This is a genomic window from Desulfovibrio porci (assembly GCF_009696265.1).
GTDB lineage: Bacteria > Desulfobacterota > Desulfovibrionia > Desulfovibrionales > Desulfovibrionaceae > Desulfovibrio > Desulfovibrio porci.
In genome coordinates, this window is the sequence record NZ_VUMH01000006.1 from 11166 (window position 1) to 31548 (window position 20383).

The window sequence follows — 20383 nt, forward strand, 5'->3', positions numbered from 1 at the left end:
ATGTGAGGAGGAGAAACATGGCGGATATTACCCTTGCCCGTCCGCAAACGGGACAGCATACAGTACTGGACAGCGCGCCCGACTCTCGCCTGGTTCTGCGGTTTCCCACGGATCAGGCCACCATGGAGCGCTCCGGCGACAATCTGGTCTTCAGTTTTGACGACGGCTCCAGCATTGAGCTTGCCAATTTTTACACCCAGTATTCACAGGCGAGCATGCCGGACTTTGAAGTGGACGGCACTCTGGTGGCGGGCGCGGATTTTTTCAACGCCTTCGGTCCCGACCTGATGCCCGCCGCCGGTCCCGCGGCGGGTGCGGCCGCCCGCGCCGCCCGGTATAATGAATTCGGCAACAGCGATCTGCTCGACGGTATCAATCATCTGAACGAGCTGGACTGGGGCATGGGTCTGGACAATCCGGCCACAGAAAACATGAACGCCCTGGGCACAGTCGGCGGTGAAAGCGCTCCGGCCGTCGAAGTTGGCGGCGTGACGCCGCCACCGGTCCCGCCCGCGTCGGGACCGGATCAGGAACCGTCTCCTGAACCTGTGCCCTCTCCGGAGCCTGAACCTGAGCCGTCTCCGGAACCGTCTCCTGAGCCTGAACCAGAGCCTGAGCCAGAACCGGAGCCTGAACCTGAACCGGAGCCGGAGCCGGAACCTGAACCAGAGCCGGATATCAGCATCGGCAGCGACAGTAAAACGGTGGACGAAGCGGTTGACAAACCCCATACGACCCATGGCGTCATTGACGTGGAACTGGCGGGCGCGGGGACGATCACCGTGGGCAACACTTCTTTCGAGGTGCCCGCCGCCGGCGTTTTTAGCCGGACGGAAACCATTGTTTCCCCGGGTAAGGGCACGTTGGACCTCACTGTGAGCAGAGATGAAAACGGCAAGCTCACGATTCAGTATGAGTACGACATCGCCAAAGGGGGCGCGGAACACGATAAACCGGAACTGGGCACCAAGGAGGACAAAGAACTTTCGGACTCCTTTGATCTGTCTGTCTCCGACGGCGTCAACACGGCCGGGGGGCGTCTGGACATCACCATTGTGGACGGCGAGCCCGCGCTTGCATTGAATGAAAAGGGCACCGGAGCCGACACGCATGAGGACGGCAGCGCCGACTTCTCGGCTTCCTTTGACTTCGACTACGGCATGGACGACCGTGACGGCGCGAATGTCTCCGTCAAGGTGGACGGCGTTGAGGTGGACCTGGAACACAGCGATACGGTGAGCGTGACGGACGGCGCCGTCTCCTACCATCAGAGCGCCGCCGCCGACACGACGGAATTCGGCACTCGCGGCCAGGCCCATGATGTGACGGTCACGGTTACGGATGCCGACGGCGACAGTAAAACGGAATCCGTGCATCTGGAAAGCGTGGGCGTGCAGGTGGGCAACGAGGGCGGCAATACCATCATTGGCGGTAGCGGTTCGGATATCATCATCGGCGATCAGGGTTTGACGCCAGCCGAACAGACAGAGGCCACCTACAATATTTCCCTGGTGCTGGATACCTCGGGTTCCATGAAGGAATCCCTGGGCAACGGTCAGACGCGCATGCAGGCTTCGGTGGAGGCTCTGAAGAATTTGGTGGATTCCATTGCCGAGCAGAGCGGCAAGGACGGTCTTACCGTCAACATCCAGTTGGTGGGTTTCAGCAATGAGGCCAAGGACTCCGGCTGGATAACTCTGACGCAGGACAATGTGGATGATCTGAAGGCTTATCTGGCCACGCTGGCCGCCACACCTTTCGGGGAGACCAACTACGAGGCGGCTTTCGAAAAGGTTCTGGCGGCCTTTCAGTCCTTGCCGGAGAGCCGGGGCGAAGTTCACAATTCCGTGTACTTCATCTCCGACGGCAACCCGAATTTATTGATGATCAACGGCAAGTCCGTGGGACAGGATTATGTCTATGAGCATGCCGAGGAACTCGGCTACCCCGGCCTGGTGCATGGCGAATTGCTGAATGGCGATCAAGGTTCCTACTGGAGCCCATGGGCCACGGACGCCCAAATTAACGCTTTCATAGAGACGCATCCGGAATATGCCGGAAGCAAGAAGTTTGATGTTCAGATGGCCATCATGGCGGAGGGAAAGCGGCAATATGTGGAATATATTGAAGGACGCGATAATCCGTTTGACCATTTGGCGGAACTGGGCGTCGGCGTTAATGCCGGTGGTTTCGCCGGTCCCGGTCTGGACAAGGAGACACTGGACAAGTTCGACAATACCGGCGGTTCCCAGATTCTGAATAATGTGGACGACCTCAACGCCCTGCTCAATCCCGGCGAGGTTATTCCCGGCATCTTTGCCGGCAAGGATGTTATCTACGCCGGAGCGGGCAATGATATCGCCTTTGGCGACCATGTGACCTTGGTCAAGGGCGGCGTAACCCTGGACGGATGGGAAGCCCTGCAGGCCGCCGTGGCCGCCGCCGGCGGCGATGGAAGCGATAAGGAAAGCGTCTACCGGTTCATCAGCGAACATCCTGATTTCGTCAGTTCCCTGCCCGAAGATTCGGAGCGCGACCAGCCCGACCTGCTGCTGGGCGGCGCGGGCGACGACATTCTGGCGGGCATGGGCGGCGACGACGTGCTGTTGGGCGACGGCGACGACGTCAAGACGGCGGGCGGCGCGGTGGACCAACTCCATACGCTGCTGGGCGGCCATGCCCAGGGTTCGGATCTGACCGCCGGAGTACACGATCTGGTGCAGAGCGGCAAGGCTGATGAAATCCACAACTTTGTGGACAGGATCGAAGGCGCGGAGATTGAGCACAACACCGACGGCGACGACTATCTCTTCGGCGGTTCGGGCGACGACGTGCTCTTCGGCATGGGCGGCGACGACAAGCTCTATGGCGGGGACGGCAGCGACGTGCTCTTCGGAGGCTCGGGCAACGACTTCCTGGACGGCGGCAACGATACGGACGTGGATTATCTTTATGGCGGCTTGGGTAACGACATCCTTATGTATCATCCCCATGACGTCATTGACGGCGGCTCGGGCGTGGACGTGCTGCTGGTGGGCAGTAACGAGGATATGGATCAGCTCTTCCGGAGCGACGGCAGCCTGGACGGCAATGTCAGCAATGTGGAAATGATCGTCAGCGGCGATATCAATGACCTGACCAGCATGAAGGCCCTGGAGGGCATCGGCGTCACCGTGGGTGACGACAGCGTCAGCTTCGGCGACGGCTGGACGAACGTGGGCGGCGGCCATGACGGCTATGACGCGTACACCAACGGCAGCGTCACCGTGGAAGTGAGCGCGGACTCCGCGCTGCAGGTCACCATGAACCAGCTGGCGGAGGGCAACAGCTAGAGCATTTAACACTTGCAATGCTCGTTTCTGAGACAGGCGGGCGGACAGCCCGCCTTTTCATGACGCCGGGATCCTGAAGTTTTTTACTGTCGAAAACGCTTCAGGATCCCGGCGTCATATTATTTTGCGGACTTGTCTTGACTTCTCGTGTGAAAAGGCATAAATAAGAGGTGCACGAGGTGATATTTCGTAGCTCTGGCTGTATTTAGTAGCGTTTGCTGCGTACTCCTCATCCCGTAGCGCGGGTCGCCCCCGGACCCGCCTCCCCTTGCTTTTCCGGATGTCGCTTGGCATCCCGAGAAGAACGAGTCCGCCCCATTGGCGCGGCGGACCGCAGCGCAAGTATCGCAAAGAGCATGGACGACCTGGTCCACGGTCTCTTTTTTTGTTGATGCCTGCTTTTTTCTCGCCGGTATTCCCGATAATCCCCACGAAACTTCCGCTTTCGCCGCTTGGGCGCATTCACGCGTCGCGGTGGAACTTTACTCTACTGTGGCGCGGACTGTCCGTCCGGCCACGACGGGAGGAGACCCATGGCAGATATTACCCTCAGCCGTCCGCAAGCGGGACAGCATATCGTTCTGGAAAGCGTGCCCGACTCCCGTCTGGTGCTGCAATTCCCCACGGATCAGGCCACGATGGAGCGCACGGGGGACAACCTCGTCTTCAGTTTTGAAGACGGCTCCAAGATTGAGCTCGCCAATTTTTACACCCAGTATTCCCAGGAAAGCATGCCGGACTTTGAAGTGGACGGCACCCTGGTGGCGGGCGCGGACTTTTTCAACGCCTTTGGCCCTGACCTGATGCCCGCCGCCGGACCGGCGGCGGGAGCGGCCGCCCGCGCCGCCCGCTACAATGAGTTCGGCAACAGCGACCTGCTTGACGGCATCAACCACCTTAACGAGCTGGACTGGGGCATGAACCTGGACCGGCCCTACACCGAAGACGTGGACGCCCTGGGGGTGGTCAGTCCGGATGGCGACGAGGTCAACGTCGCGCCCGTGATTTCCATCAGCGGCGCGATCAACGTGGTGGAAACCGGCGTCTTTGTGGGCGGCAACGACTACAAGGAGGGCGTCCCCACGGCGGGCGGGCAGGTCAATGCCTATGATCCCAACGGCGACGCGCTGCATTTCGCTTTTGTCGCTTCCGACGGCAGCCTGGTCACAAGCATCACCACTGACTACGGCACCATCACCATCAATCCTGACGGCTCCTACACCTATGTGCTGGACAACGACAAGGCCAATGGGCTGGCCGAAGGCCAGACGGTGTCCGAAGACTTTACCGTCCAGGTCAGCGACGGGCGCGGCGGCGTGACCGAGGCCACCATCACCGTCAATGTGACCGGCACCAACGATATTCCCAGCCTGGAACTGACCAGGGACGAACTTTTCGTCGATGTCGACGGCACGCCTGACATGACGGGGAACATCACCGACGGCGGCACGGCTCTGGGCGACGACCCCGATGCCGGACACGATCTTCATTACAGTTTCGGCACGGATGCCGACGGCAACCCCATTCTGTCCATTACGGACGACTACGGCACGCTGACCATCGACCCGGACTCGGGCGACTATACCTATACGCTGGACAGGAACAGCGACGCCGTAAAAGTTCTGAAGGGCGACGGCGCGGACGACGTGATCCAGCATGTGACCGTGGTGGTCACCGACGAGTACGGCGCGCATGCGGAACGCCCGCTTGAAGTCGTCATTCGCGGCGCGAATGACGATCCCGTTATTACTGAGGTCGGCAAGGGCGCGCTGGGTGTGGTGGAAAGCGGCGTGGTCGGCGCGGAGATGACCCCCGTGGACGGCGTCATGAACGACGGCGGCAGCTTTACCGTGTTCGACAAGGACGCCAACGACGCGCAGACGCTTTCCGTGGTCATTGATGGCCTTGATCCGTCCGAGTACAACGTTTCCACCTCGTCGGACGGCGTCACCACCGTCACCACGGAATACGGCGTGCTCACCATCACGCCCGTCATCGTGACGGATGCCAACGGCTCCACAACCACGACCTACACCTATATCTTCAACCTGTACGACGAAAACAACCCCGGCTACGGCGACGCGGCGGGCAAGCTCAACGAGGGCCAGTCGGTTGACCTGCCCTTCCGGCTGACCGTGACGGACGGCGCGGGAGCCTCTGTGCAGCAGGATGTGAAGGTCACGATCACGGGTACCAACGATGCGCCGGATCTGAGCCTGAGCAATACGAACATGGTGGGCAGCGAGGACGGCGTAGGCCAGGGCACGCATACCGTGCTGGATGACGATGCGGACGGCGCGCTGGCGGGCGGTAAAACCGTCAACCACAAGTTCAGCATTGAGCACCGGCCCGGAGAAAATGACGACGCCTCCATTGACAGTTCCGTGCCCTCCGCCGATTTCGGCGACGACGCCGTTTTTGAAACCAAGTACGGCACGCTGACCGTCAAGGCCGACGGCACCTATACCTTCGAGCCTTCCGTTGCGGCCCAGCACCTGGGTGCGGGTGACGACGTCACGCTGCATTTCGACATCACCGTGACCGACCGTCACGATGCGCACGATACCGAATCCATTACCGTGACCCTCAAGGGCGCGAACGACGATCCCACCGGGGACGTTCAGCGCGGTTCCCTGGTGCTCAAGGAATCCGGCGTGGGCGACAAGACGGAAACCGGCATCAATGACGGTTGGGCGGAAGGTCCGAACCAGGCCAGAATCGACGGCATTTCGGAGGCTGACGGCCAGTTCAAGGTGCATGAAGTCGATACCAACGACACCCTGACCCTGACCGTGAAGGATGCGAACGGTAATGAGGTGACCCTGACGCGGGACCCCGGCACGGGCGAACTGTACGTCAAGGACGCGTACGGCACCCTGTTCGTCACCGAGACCACCGTCAACAACCCCGACGGCAGCCACGACACCACCTACAGTTACCGTTACGAACTGGATAACGACGCGGTAAACGGCCTCAAGCAGTATGATGAGACGGATGGCGCCACCCACGTCGAGGGCGAGGACCATTATAGCGGCAAATACACACTGTCCGTGTCGGACGGCAGGCCCGGCTCCACTCCCGCCGAACATGAGGTGGACATCCTGATCAAGGGCACCAATGACCAGCCCAAGGTGGAATACAGCAAGGTCCACGCCAAGGAAGAAGGCGTGTCCATGGGCAAGGACGGCGACGGCAATACCGCCACCACGGACGACGGCAAGGACAACGGCTACGTCTTCCCTGATCATCATCGGGTCGAGGTTTCCGGTCATGTCAACGTGAGCGACCCGGATCAGGACGGCGGATTCGGGCTTTCCGTGAAACTCGGCGACGAGTTCGCGGGCAAGGACGTCACGCATTACCAGGGTGAAGGCTCAAGCGCCACGCCTTTCGTGGACGCTAGCGGCAACGCCTTTACCTCCAACATTACCGTGGACCCCGCAGGCTCTTCGGAGACGGACAACGTTCAGGTCATCAAGACCAACTACGGCACGCTGACTTTCCACAAGCAGGACTGGACGGAAACGCTGGGCGACGGCAGCACAGTGTACCACAAGGCCGGGGACTATACTTTCGCTCTTGACGGCGACGCCGCGCAAAGCCTGGCCAAGGGCGAGAAGCTGGATTTCCACTTCACCGTCACTGCCACGGACGAACACGGCTCGCAGGGTCACCACATGATCGGCGTGACCATTGAAGGCACCAACGACGTGCCCATACTTTCCCTGGACCACACCGCGCTCGTTGTGCGTGAGGCGGGCGTGGACGTGGACGCTTCCCAGAGCAAGGACAGCGGCACGGCCACAGGCACGGACGACGACCACAACGCCACCCAGAGCTACGGTTTCACGCTCGGCGACGCGCCGGACGCCAAGGTGTACACCACCCTGTATATGGACAAGGACGGGCATCTGCAGACGTCGGACAACATTGATACCTGTGTGGGCAAACTGGTCATGGAACCGGGGGGCGGCTACCACTTCGAGCTGTTCAATGACCGTCCCGTCGTGCAGGGGATGAACAACGGCGACTTCATTAACTCCGCCGACACGGTCAATGTCCGTGTCACGGACGAACACGGGGCTTACGCTCAGGAGCCCATCACCATCCGGGTGGACGGCACCAACGACGCGCCCACGGCCAGCGCTTCCGACCTGACCGTCAGGGAAGACGGCGTGTTCAACGGTAACGCGCCCACGGTTGACGGCGGCACGGTCAACGGCAGACACCAGTTTGAAGCGTCCGGCCAGATCAAGGTCTCGGACGTGGATGACAAGATTACCGGAACTAACGGGCATGTCGCGGCGGAAGACGGTTTCACGTTCAAATTTGTCGACGCGACGCACACCCAGGTCGCGAAGGATGGCTTGAGCGCCCAGCATTTGCTGAGCTCCGGCGGGGATTACACCGCGGTGTTGGGGCAGATCCGGAGCGACACATTCCCGCCCGATCAGCTCGACGCTCTGAACGCGGCGATCAAGGCGGCGGCGGCCGACGGCAGCCTGGCGGTCAGCGACGCCCTCAAGGCGTTGATTCAGGCCCCCGGTTTTGACATCTCCACCCTGTCCGACGCCAACGCCAAGGGCATTCTTTCCCACATCAGCCTCGGCACACTGACGCTTGATCCCCAGACCGGCGAATATACCTTCACCATGGCCGCTTCCGGCAGCGTGGGGGATATCATCAACAACATGTTCGGCGCGAATTACTACAGCGGCCGCACCTTCAAGGTAGAGGTGAGCGATCCGCATGGCGGCACGAAGGTTGTTGAGGTCGTGGTGAAGATCCAGGGCACCAATGACCGGCCCGAACTGGTGCTGGACCAAAATGCCGATCATGACGTGACCGACCAGACGGACACGATCGCCACAGGCAGCCTTGCGGCCCTGGACCCCGACGCGAAGGACTCGCATAACTACTATATTGTCCAGAAGGATGCAGCCGGCAACGACGTCACCGTAAACGGCGAGCACCTGAATGAGGGGAACAGCGGTTTTTGGTCCTCGGCGGGTAATATTATTGACTCCGGCGCCAATGGGAATGTTGCCGCCACGGTGGTGGGCAAGTACGGCACGCTGACCATCACCAAGGATACCGACGGTAATCCCATCTACAAGTACGAACTGGATCACAACAAGGTTTCGGACTGGAGCGCACAGGACAGCGCCGACGAAACATTCAGCATCGTGGTCAAGGACTCCGGCGGCGCGTTCGACATCAAGGACGTGACCTTTACGGTCACGGGCACGGACGACGGCCCCAAACTGACCGTGGTCACGGCGGACGCCCATGCTCTGGAAGTGAAGGAAGAAGGCGTCATACCCGGCGGCAATGTGGATAACAATGCCGACGGCTCGGCCAGCGGCAATTTCAATGTGGAGTGGACCGACGCCAACGCTTCGGGCGAACAGAACCAGCACTACGGCTTCATGCTGGACGGCAAGCTGCTCAGCGCCGTTGACGGCGACGGTAGTAATCCCGTCACCACGGTGGGCGTGGCGAACGGCCATTCCTACTCCATCACCGGCACAGGTGAAGGCGCGGGCTGCTCGCTGGAGATCACCATTGACGGCATCCATTACGGCACGCTGAGCATCGACGCCGACGGCAAATTCACATTCGAAATGGACCAGGACGCCCTGAACTTCAAGGACGAGAACTGGCACGCCAAACTCTCCGACTTCCTGGGCGACAACTTCAGGCTGGTGGCCTGGGACGACCGCCACGACGCCTTCACCGACGGCAAACTGACCGACCCGGATATGGTGGCCGATCAGAAGCTGGAGGTCTACCTCGACGGCGCCAACGACCGCCCCGTCTTTGTGCAGGAAGGCGCCGACAACGCCACGCTGGACGCCACGCACACGGCGGAGGACGGTTCCTCGTTGCCGCTCTGGGTCGCGGGAGAAAACGGAGTCTCCTTCAAGGAAGACAGCGCTTCGGGCGGCATCTCGGGCAACTTGGCAGGTTCCGACGCCGAAGGCGATTCCTTTACCTATGCCATTGTCAAGCCCGACGGCACGCTGGTGCAGAAGATTGAAGGCAAGTACGGCATCCTCGAACTGCGCCCGGACGGCAGCTATATCTACACCCTGACAGTTCCCAAGAGCACGTTCGACCATCTGAACGCGGATCAGCTGCTCACGGACGAAGGCTTCAACATCCGGATCACGGACGAGCACGGCGCGTCCACCAACGGCAAGTTCCAGATCAACTTCCAGGGCGAACACGACGACTTCAAGCTGGGCGCCGACAATCTGTCGGTGACGGAAAACGGCGGGGCGCTCAGCCGTGACGAGGGCTTCACTGATTCGCAGAGCAAATCTTCTTCGGTTGCGGGCGTGGATCAGCAGGACAAGGACGCCATCGCCAGAGGTGAGGTTGAGTGGAATCTCAAGGGCGGAACGGACGGAAAGGACGGAACCGTTGTCGTGGAGGGCGCGTACGGCAAGCTTGTTCTTGATCCGGCCACCGGCAAGTATCATTACGAGCTGGACAACAGCAAGATTCAGGACTGGAACTCCGAGGGCAGCAACGCAAAGTCGGATACCGAACACTTTACCATCCAGGCCGTGATCAACGGCCAGACGGTCGAGAAGGAAATCTCCGTTACCGTCAACGGCGCCAACGATCGCCCGGAATGGACGAAGGGGACCGACGATTTCACCGGCGTGGCCAAGCCCTTTGTGAAGGATACGGATCACACGGATGAGATCAAGCCCGACATGCGCTTTGAAGGCTCGGTCAGCGGCGGCACCGATATCGACGACAATGACAATTCCCTGCAATACATGCTCACCGACGGCAGCAAGCAGGTGAACGGGGACTTCAGCACGTCCACCGTCATCAAGACGGATTACGGCTCCTTTACCATTGACCCCGTGACCGGCGAGTACACCTACACGGTGGACAGCTACAGCTCCAAGCTGGCGGATTACTTCAGGGATAATCCGGATAAGGATACCTTTACCGACACCATCAAGGTCGTGGTGGTGGATCCGCACGGCGCGCAGTCCGAGACGACCAGGGAAATCCAGATCACCATCGACAAGAACGACTGGATCGGCGGAGGCGGCTCCGGCCCCGAATATGTCGACGGCGATCTGGCCGGGGCGGTGGTCGAGGACGGCGATTCGGACCAGGATGACACTACCCATGAATCCGTTTCCGGGCAGTTGAACGCCAATGTTGATGCGTCCGACTCCTCCGTCTTCTTCGGCGTGCAGGGCGCGAACGGCCAGACCCAGACCGGGATGATTGATCATCCCGAACCGGTCGACGGCAAGTATGGGTACATCACCGTTGACCCGGCCACGGGCAAGTGGACCTATACCCTGTTCAACGGCGAGAACGGCAGCGACAACCCGGTGCAGAACCTGCACGAGGGCCAGACTGTGGAGGAAGAATTCACCGTCATGCTCAACGGCAAGGTGGTGACGACGGATGGAAAGGAACCGGCGGAGGACGGCAGCAATGTTGTAAAGATCACCATTACGATCACCGGCACCAACGATGCGCCCGAGATCACCCACTTTGATGCGTCGAAGACCATTCATGGCGTGGAGGGGGGCGTCCTGAGCGCTGAGGGCACGATCATCGCCACGGATGTGGACCGCGACGACGCGGGCAAAATGGAAGATCTGACCGCCCACTTTGACAACGGTACGGACACCATGGTCGGCAAGTACGGCACGATCACGCTGGTGGAGGGCGAGAACGGCAAGTGGACCTACACCTACAAGCTGGACCCGGCCAAGCTGGAAGCGGATTCCGAGGCCTCGAAGTACTTCTACAAGGACGCCGACGGCAAGTGGCATCTTATCGCGGGCACGGATCTTAACGACAAGTTCACTGTCCACGTTACTGACGGCACGGCCACCGTGGATCAGGAGATCACCATCAAGATCGACGGGCAGAACTTCGCGCCCGAACGTGACGCCTCGGTTGGCAGCGTCAATGGCACGGGCGTCACGGAAGACGGCTTCCCTGTCGGCTCCAATACCGTGGAGAGCGTGATCGCCAAGGGCGACCTTGCGGCCGCGTTCACGGATGACCAGGGCACGGGCAATCTGCACTTCGTGTTCGCCAACGGCAAGACCTTCATGGAAGATCCCAACGGGTACGGCACCTGGCAGATTGATAACGACGGCAACGTCGTGTTCACCCTGAACAACGAAAGCGCCGCCGTGCAGGGCCTGAGCCAAGCGGACAATCCGACCGCCACCGTCAAGGTGTACGCGGTAGACGGGCACAACGTGACCAGCGCCGAGGGCGTTGACGTCAACGTGTCCATCCAGGGGACGGCTGACAAGCCGCAACTGATCATCGACAAGACGCTCACCGTGACCGAGGCTTCCGACACGGCCGGAACGGCGGAAGGCACTTTCTACGTCATCGACCCGGACGCGGCGGACAGCAGGGACAACCTCACCTATACCATCACCGGCCCCAAGGATGGCGGGTCTGAGACCGTCTCTGCGGAAAACGGCGGCCTGCTGACCTTTACCAACGACTACGGCACCCTGACGCTGGATCCCGCCACCGGCAAGTATTCGTTTGCGCTGAACAGCGGCAACGACGCCGTCCGCGCCATGAAGCCGGGCGAACTGTACGAGATCACGTTCGACGTCACGGTGAAGGATCATGACGGCCTTGAAGGAAGCGGACAAATCGTCGTCAACATCAAGGGCACCAACACCGCCCCGGATATCGACGTCAATGCTTCCCGCACCGGCAACACCGTGGACACGCCGCTCGTCGAAGGCGCGACAGGCGATGACGCCCGCTTCGGCGGAAACATCGTCGCCAATGACGTGGACGCGGACGCGGGCGACAAGCTGACGTACAGATTCTCCTTAACGGATGAACAGAAGGCGGAGGGCTGGACTCTGAACGCCGACGGCACGGTTCTGACCACGACATACGGCACGGTTACCATCGACGCCGACGGCAACTATACCTATACGCTGGACAACGGCCGGGCCGCTGTTCTCGCTCAGGATCAGACGGCGCAGGAAGTCTTTCAGGTGACGGCGACCGACAAGTACGGCGCGAAGTCCGATCCGGTGGATGTGACCATCAACATTGTGGGCACCAACGACGCGCCGGTCATTGATTCGGCCACCGGCAAGAACAACGCCGGCACCCTGGCTTTCAGCGATGCGGACGCCACTGACACGCACAGCCTGTCCATTGTCGTGAATGGACACGAATATCCGGTAACGGGCAACAGCGTGGATATTGAGGGCGTGGGCAGGTTCGAACTGAGTCCGAAGGATGCGGACGGCAAGGTGTGGAGCTGGAAGTTCACCGCTGATTCCAAAATAACACAAAATATGCGCACGGACGAATCCACGGACGTGAACTTCCAGTTCAAGGTCAGCGACGGCCGTGAAGATGCCACGTCCGGCAACCTGAAGGCGACCATCACCGGCGCCAATGCCAGACCGCAGATTGGCCAGGCCGCGTTGGTGCTGGGTCTGACCGGTCTGGTGCCGGACGCGGACTTCTCCATCTCATCCGATGACGCGAACGCCAATCCGGCCGACAACAGCCTGCCGCTCAACGATGTGAAGCTGGACGGGCAGGATCACGGCGATCCTCTGACCTATCACTTTGAGCAGATAGACGGAAGCGGCGACGTGCAGGGCGCTTTCGGAACCCTGCATTTCGACGCGGCCACCGGCCAGTACCATTATACTCTGGATACCTCGTCGGAGAATCTGCTGAAGCTCGCGGAGGCCCACGCCAACGGTGAAGAGCTGAAGGAATCCTTCAACTACACGGTGTCCGACGGCCATTGGACTGACACGCACGGCAGCGTGGAGGTCAGCCTTGACGCGCCTTCGCCCGGCGCGGGCGGCAGCCTCGGTGATGAGCATGCGCAGGATGCGCAGGTCGTCTTCGGCGGCGAGGGCGCGGAAAGCCTGCACGGCGGTTCCGGCGACGACATCCTCTCCGGCGGCGCGGGCGATGACTACCTCTTCGGCGGCGACGGCAACGACATCCTGGTGTACAACGGCCAGACCGGCAGCACCTACGACGGCGGCGCGGGCATGGACGTGCTTCTGGTGCAGGGAGAGCAGAATATGGACTCCCTCTTCCAGAGCGGCGGACTTGATCAGAACGTCACCAACGTGGAGGTCATCATCAGCGGCGAGGACGTCTCGAATCTGACCAATATGGACGCCCTCAGCGGCATCGGCATCACCTTGGGCGACAATCGGGTGGATCTGGGCGAGGGCTGGTCCAAGACGGACGGCGCTCCCGAGGGTTACGACGCTTACAGCAACGGCGGCGTGACCATAACAGTGGGTTCGGATGTGCATGTGAACACCATGCAGGAGCAGACCGACCAGGCCGCCGCCCAGATACAGGTGGAAAACAGCTAGCGCGGCATAAGCGTTAAAAAATGACATGGCCCGCGCCGGATATCCGGCGCGGGCCATGATGCTGTTGACAACGTCGGCAGCCCCGAAAATCAGGAGCGGGTCGCAGCTTTGCTGCGCCGTCAGGCGACTGATTTTCGTGCCTTTCCGCCCGGCGAGTTTTCGTGAAAACGAGCCGACGGCGGCGCGAACCGCGCGAAGCGGGGTTTGTCATCCGTCGGGAACCCGCGCCGGATATCCGGCGCGGGCCCTGCGTCTTTGGCGGGGCCCGCTCAGCGCAGACTTTTGCCGAGCTGCCGCGCCTCTTCCAGCGCCGGTTTGCCCAGGATGTCGCCCACGGCCAGCACGCCGCCCGCCAGCACCGTGCCCAGATTCTTCCAGCCCATGTGCCGCAGCAGGGCCTCATAATAGTGCAGCACGGGTTCAAAATTGTCCTTGTCCGCGCCTTCGGCGGCCATCAGCATGACACAGTCCTTGCGGGGATTGGCATAACCGGCATTGCATTCCGCCACGGCGAAGAGCCTGTCAAAAGCGCACTTCAATTGTCCGCTGAAGTTCCAGTAGTACATGGGCGAGGCGAGCACCAGAATGTCCGCTTCCCTGTAGGCCGGGTAAATGCGCTCCATGCCGTCCTTCTGCACGCAGGGGCTGTGCGGGTCCTTGCCGCCGCCGAAACAGCCGAAACAGGGGTGAATATCCAGTTCCCGCAGCGCGAAACTGGTGGTTGTATGCCCGGCTTCCCGCGCGCCATCAGCGAATGCTCCGGCCAGGGCGGCGGTGTTGCCGTTTTTTCTGGGGCTGCCGTTGAGGATCAGAATTTTTTTGCTCATGCGTTTCAACCTTTTTCAAAAGAATGTTGCGGCCGGGCGCGAACAGCGCACCGTCTTGCCCCTGCTCATAACCTGCTGTAGATGAAAGCGGAAGTACGCACATAAAAGTGAGATACTCACCAAAAGGAGAGTGCCATGCCCACCTGCGCGCCCACCGGGGCGGACCTCAAATCCACGGGCTTCGGCTACACCATGTCGCTGATTTCAGGCAAATATAAACTGCTGATCCTGTATATCCTGGCCGAGTGCATGGTTGTTCGCTACAACGCGCTCAAGCGGCACATCGGCGGCATCTCGCACAAAACCCTGAGTATGGCCCTCAAGGAACTGGAGGCGGACGACCTGCTCGTCCGCACGGAATATCCGCAGATTCCGCCCAAGGTGGAATACCGTCTGTCCGAACGGGGTCGGTCGCTGATGCCGATTCTGGACGCACTGTGCGAGTGGGGGGAAGCGCACCGGATCTGACGCTTGGCGCATGGCACAAAAAGCCCGCGGGAAAACGCCGTCAAAGCGGCGGTTCTTCCCGCGGACGCGCTCTGCCGAAGCAGGGCCTGTTTCTATACGTCGAAGAGCATTTCCAGATCTTCCCTGGTCAGGGATTTCCAGGTGTCCTGACCCGGAATGATGGCTTCGGCCACCCCGCGCTTGGCTTCCTGAAGCTTGAGGATTTTTTCCTCCACCGTATTCTGGCAGATCAGCTTGTAGGAAAAGACCTGGCGGGTCTGGCCGATACGGTGGGTGCGGTCCGTGGCCTGGCTCTCCACAGCCGGGTTCCACCACGGATCGTAGTGGATCACGTAGTCGGCGGAGGTCAGGTTCAGGCCTGTGCCGCCCGCCTTGAGCGAGATCAGGAAGATGGGGATGTCCGGGCTGTTGTTGAAGCGGTCCACCTGATCGAAGCGGTCTTTGCTGGCCCCGTCCAGGTAGCAGAAGGGCACCTGCGAGAACTCCAGCCATTGCTTGATGATCTGAAGCATCTGCACGAACTGCGAGAAGACCAGCACCTTGTGCCCGCCCTCCACGATTTCCATGACCATGTCCTTGAAGGCGTCGAACTTGCCGGAAGGCAGGTTGTTGGAAAAGCCGGGCAGATCCATCTTGAGCAGGCGCGGATGGCAGCAGATCTGGCGCAGCTTGAGCAGGGCGTCGAGAATGGACATCTGGCTTTTGGCCAGGCCTTTCTGGTCCACGTCGGCCAGCACCTGGGCGCGCAGCTTGCGGGCCAGGGCGGCGTACAGTTCGGCCTGGGCTTCTTCTAGGGCGCAGCAGGTGACGCTTTCCACCTTGGGCGGCAGATCCTTGGCCACTTCAGCCTTGGTGCGGCGCAGGATGAAGGGCCGCACGCGGGTGCGCAGATATTCCAGGGTTTCGGCGTCGCCGTCCTTGATGGGCTTGACGATGCCGCGCTGGAAGGCGTGCTGCGAGCCCAGAAAGCCGGGCATCAGGAATTCGAACAGGGACCAGAGCTCGAAGAGATTGTTTTCAATGGGCGTGCCCGAGAGGCAGAGACGCATGCGGGCGTTGATCCGGCGCACGGCGCGGGCCGTGATGGTGTTGGGATTCTTGATGTTCTGGGCTTCGTCCAGAATCACGGTGTTGAACTCGTACTTTTCCATCTCCTCCAGGTCGCGCCGCAAGAGCGCGTAGGTGGTGATGATCAGATCCGAGCCCGCGATATGCTTGAACATGCCCTCGCGCCGCGTGCCGTAGATGGTCAGTTGTTTGAGGCCGGGCACGAATTTTTGCGCCTCGCGTTCCCAGTTGGGCAGCACCGAAGTGGGCACCACGATGAGGTTGGGGCCGTCATAGTGGTTTTCCACCATATACTGGATGAAGGCCAGGGTCTGCACAGTCTTGCCCAGGCCCATTTCATCGGCCAGGATGCCGCCGAAGCCGTATTCCGAGAGAAAATTCAAGTAGGAAAGGCCCTGCGCCTGGTAGGCGCGCAGGTTCGCGTTAAGGCCCTTGGGCGGCGCAATGGGCCGCACCTCGCGGAAAGAGCGGATTTTTTCGCGCAGATTGTTCCAGAAAGAATCCGTGGCCGCGCCGGGCAGGTCTTCCAGCAGACTGTCCAGCACCGGGGCCTCGAACTGCTTGAATTTCTGCTGCGGGGGCTTGCTGGGGTCCAGACCCAGGGCCGTGAGCTTGTGCGAGAGCTTTTCCAGCCAGGCCTCGGGCAGGCTGGTGTAGGAACCGTCCTTAAGCTGCACGTAGCGCTTGCCGCGCGACCAGGCTTTCCAGATTTTTTCCAGGGGCAGGGACTGCCCCTCGTAATCCACGCTGATGTCCAGGGAAAACCACTTTTCTTTTTCGTTGCTGCTCACCTGGGCCGTGATGGTGGACTTGGCCGTGCGCATCTTGTAGCGGGAGAGGGCGCGCTCGCCGTATACCCGGTAGCTTTCCACCAGCTTGGGATAGGAGTCGAGCAGAAAGGCAATGGCCTCTTCCGGCTCCAGAAACCAGAGCTTGCTGGAGCGGGCCTGAAAGTCCATGCCGGTAAGCTCGTTCATGAGCTGGGCTTCCTCATCCTGATGGCGGCGCACCAGGTAGGTCTGGCCCTCATAGGAGTAGCTGCCGGTCTGGAAGTCCGGGTTCGGCCCGTTGAGAGTGAATTCGCCGTGTCTGGTTTCGTAGATGTTGTCGATTTCCAGGGTCAGCAGGCTGCCTTCCTCATCCAGAAAAAGTTTGGGATTGTAGGTGGCGGGCTGGAAGACCGGCTCCATGAGCTTGAGGAATTCCTGCGGCTCATAGAGTTCCGAGGCGGGCAGGCGCGTCCAGACGCGGTCCAGAAATTCCGAAATTTCCTCGTGCGGCACCACCGGGCGCTCGTAGATCAGGTTGCGCACCAGCGAAGGGTAGAGGCCCGTCTGCACCGGGTAGAAATTGTGCTGGTAGCAGACCCAGAGCGGCATCTGGCCGTGGAAGGTGATGGGCGCGTCCTCCAGGTTGGCATGGCCGCCGGCCTGGGCGGAAGAATTGCCCGCGCGGATGGGCAAGGGAGGGCGGCCTTCGCGTTTCAGCAGCACTTCGAAGCTGAAGCCCGTGTCGTCCAGATTGGGCTTGAGCTTGAGGGCGAAAGGCGTGCTTTCGATGCGGCAGGGCTTGTCCGTATCCATCCAGAGCAGGTAATATTCCTTGCGCACGGACCAGAAAAACCAGGAGGTCAGCCCGTCGGGAATCTCCACCCGGTGGCCGTAATAATCAAGGTGCTGGCCGATCTGGCGGGCCACGTGCGGCAGTTGGGGCGAAAATTCGGACCAGTCCGGATTCTGGATGATCTGCTCCAGCGTCACCTCGCTGTGTACGCTGGACAGGCCGGACTTGTTCTGCCTGCCCCGGAAAAAGGAAACCAGCAGCCGTCCCTGTTCCGGCGCGAAACGGAAGATCAGGTAATGGCGACCCGGTTCAGGCTCCATGTCCGTGGAAAAGAAATTCCGGAAGCTCTGCTTCCAGTCCGTGGCTGGGGACGGGGTTTCCTCCGGATCGCCCTGTTCCTTGCGCAGTTCTTCAATGAGGCGCAGGGCTAGGGCCGCCACATGCCGGCAGATGCCGGAAAAGGCGTCCGAGCAGTTGCACTGGTGGCGCGTGCTGCGGTCCGTGATGGTGAAACTCAGGCTCGGCGTGTAGACCTGAAGGTCCTCCCCCTGGATCACGCCCTGCACGTCCCAGGTCTCGCCTTCCTGAATATTTATTTTTTGCGCCCCGCCTTCGGACAGGATATAGTAGGCGGCGTCGCGGATATATTCCGGCACGCTGTCGTGCAAAAAGGCCTGGCACATTTCCCGGACGACACTTTGTTCTGATCGGCTCATGCATCCCTCAAAATCACCCGCGTCAGACAATCCCCCCCGGAATTGCCGGACGCAGAGCGCTGTTCTGACATTTGCGACATTTAGCACAGGTTACAGGATGAAAGCAACCGCAAGCGCGCAAATTATGAAAAAAATATTCCTGATTCCCGCCGTCATATTTTCCCTCTGGCTGGGGGCTTTCTGTCCGCCGGAAGCCCGTCAGGCCTTCGCGGCGGCGGATGTTTCGCGGGACATGCCCGTGGAGGACGCGCCCCGCGCCGCCGGAAACGGCACCCCGGCCGGGGAGAGCTACGGCGACCGCATTCTTTTCGGCAGCATCGGCGAGGCCTCCAACCTGATTCCCTACCTGACCTCGGATTCGGCCTCGCATGAGGTGGCCGACATGCTCTATGTGGCCCCGCTGCGCTACAACAAGGATTTGCAGCCCGAACCGTGGGCGGCCGAATCCTGGAGCATGGAGGAGGGCGGGCGGCTGATGCGCTTCACCCTGCGCAAGGGCATTCTCTGGGAGGACGGGCGGGAACTCACGGCCGAGGACGTGGCCTTTACCTACAAATTGATCATTGACCCGGCCACGGGCAGCCCTTATGCCGAGGATTTTTTACGGATCAAAGAACTGCGCGTGCTGGACCGCTACCGCTTTGAGGTGCGCTACGAGCAGTTCTTCGCCAGGGCCGTATCTTCCTGGATGAGCCCCATCCTGCCCAAGCACATTCTGGAAGGGCAGAACATCCGCGAGACGCCTTTTGCCCGCAAGCCCGTGGGCGCGGGTCCCTATCGCCTGAAGTCCTGGGAGCCGGGCAGCCGCATCACGCTCACGGCATCGCCTACTTATTTCGACGGCAAACCCCACATCAGCGAAGTGGTTTACAGGATTATTCCGGACGGCGCCACCATGTTCATGGAAACCCGCGCCGGGCGTCTGGATGTCATGGACCTGAGCCCGCTCCAGTATCTGCGGCAGACCTCCGGCCCGCTCTGGGAAGAACGTTTTCACAAATATCGCTATCTGGCTTCGGTCTATGTCTTTCTGGGCTTCAATCTGGAACATCCCTTTTTCAAGGATATCCGGGTGCGCCGGGCCGTTTCCATGGCCATCGACCGCGACGAGATCGTCAAGGGCGTGCTGCTGGGGCAGGGCGTACCGGCCTTCGGGCCGTTCAAGCCCGGTTCCTGGGCCTATCACCCCACGCTCAAGCCCGTGGCCCGGGATGTGGCGGCGGCCCGCGCCCTGCTGGCCGAGGCCGGTTTCAGGGATACGGACGGCGACGGCGTGCTGGACAAGGACGGCAGGCCCCTGGCCTTCACCATCCTGACCAATCAGGGCAACGAGCAGCGCATTCTCACGGCCACGGTGATCCAGTCCCAGCTCCGGGCCGTGGGCATCGACGTGCGCATCCGCACGGTGGAGTGGGCGGCCTTTATCCGCGAATTCGTCAACAAGGGCCGCTTTGACGCCGTGATTCTGGGCTGGACCATCACCCAGGACCCGGACATTTTTCAGGTCTGGCATTCCTCCCAGGCCCATGACGGCGGCCTGAACTTCACTCACTATAAAAATCCCGAACTGGACCGCCTGCTGGAAGAGGCGCGCGCCACGCCGGATCAGGCCGTGCGCGCGCGCCTGTACGCCAGGGTTCAGGAAATCCTGGCCGATGACCAGCCCTACTGCTTTTTGTTCGTACCTTACGCCCTGCCCGTGGTGCAGCGCCGTTTCATGGGCATCCGGCCGGCTCTGGCCGGGATCATGTACAATTTCGACAAGTGGTGGGTGCCCAAGGCCTTGCAGCGTTATGAAGTGGTGGAGTAGGGCGTCGCTCATTTCGGGCAGGCGGAAGAGGGAAAAATCGTCAATTTTGCAAAATTCCCGCAACACCAGCCCCCGGCTCACGTTCCGGCTGCGCCGGTGACGTTCGCGGGATGAGGGAAGTAAAGGCGTCTGCCCTCGGATTGGCCGGAGATGGCTGGCCTTCAGGCCGGGATTGCGGTATGAAACCGACCCGGACTGGCGGCTGTCC

The 20383-nt window shown here is 60.9% G+C and carries 6 protein-coding genes; 4 read left to right on the plus strand and 2 right to left on the minus strand.

The window, feature by feature from the left end:
* The first annotated feature begins 17 nt into the window (after positions 1-17).
* Positions 18-3332 carry a VWA domain-containing protein gene (locus tag FYJ44_RS07185; protein WP_154510685.1) on the plus strand — a complete coding sequence of 1105 codons (3315 nt, stop codon included), beginning with the start codon at positions 18-20 and terminating at the stop codon, positions 3330-3332.
* Between the two features lie 533 nt (positions 3333-3865).
* The gene (locus FYJ44_RS07190; protein ID WP_154510687.1) at positions 3866-13723 is read left to right on the plus strand and encodes a VCBS domain-containing protein; all 9858 of its coding nucleotides are present in this window, start codon (positions 3866-3868) and stop codon (positions 13721-13723) included.
* A 269-nt stretch (positions 13724-13992) separates the two neighbouring features.
* Here the strand turns inward: FYJ44_RS07190 and FYJ44_RS07195 are convergent, their stop codons facing one another.
* On the minus strand, positions 13993-14550 hold the full coding sequence (locus FYJ44_RS07195; RefSeq protein ID WP_154510689.1) for a flavodoxin family protein: 558 nt from the start codon (positions 14548-14550) through the stop codon (positions 13993-13995).
* Positions 14551-14685: 135 nt separating this feature from the next.
* Here FYJ44_RS07195 and FYJ44_RS07200 point away from each other — a divergent pair, with 135 nt between their 5' ends.
* Complete coding sequence (locus FYJ44_RS07200) at positions 14686-15018, plus strand: winged helix-turn-helix transcriptional regulator (RefSeq protein ID WP_154510691.1); 333 nt, start codon at positions 14686-14688, stop codon at positions 15016-15018.
* 92 nt (positions 15019-15110) lie between these two features.
* Here FYJ44_RS07200 and FYJ44_RS07205 read toward each other — a convergent pair whose 3' ends face one another.
* Complete coding sequence (locus tag FYJ44_RS07205) at positions 15111-18365, minus strand: DEAD/DEAH box helicase (protein ID WP_154510693.1); 3255 nt, start codon at positions 18363-18365, stop codon at positions 15111-15113.
* 124 nt (positions 18366-18489) lie between these two features.
* Here FYJ44_RS07205 and FYJ44_RS07210 point away from each other — a divergent pair, with 124 nt between their 5' ends.
* On the plus strand, positions 18490-20175 hold the full coding sequence (locus FYJ44_RS07210; RefSeq protein ID WP_229772583.1) for a peptide-binding protein: 1686 nt from the start codon (positions 18490-18492) through the stop codon (positions 20173-20175).
* Positions 20176-20383: the final 208 nt, after the last annotated feature.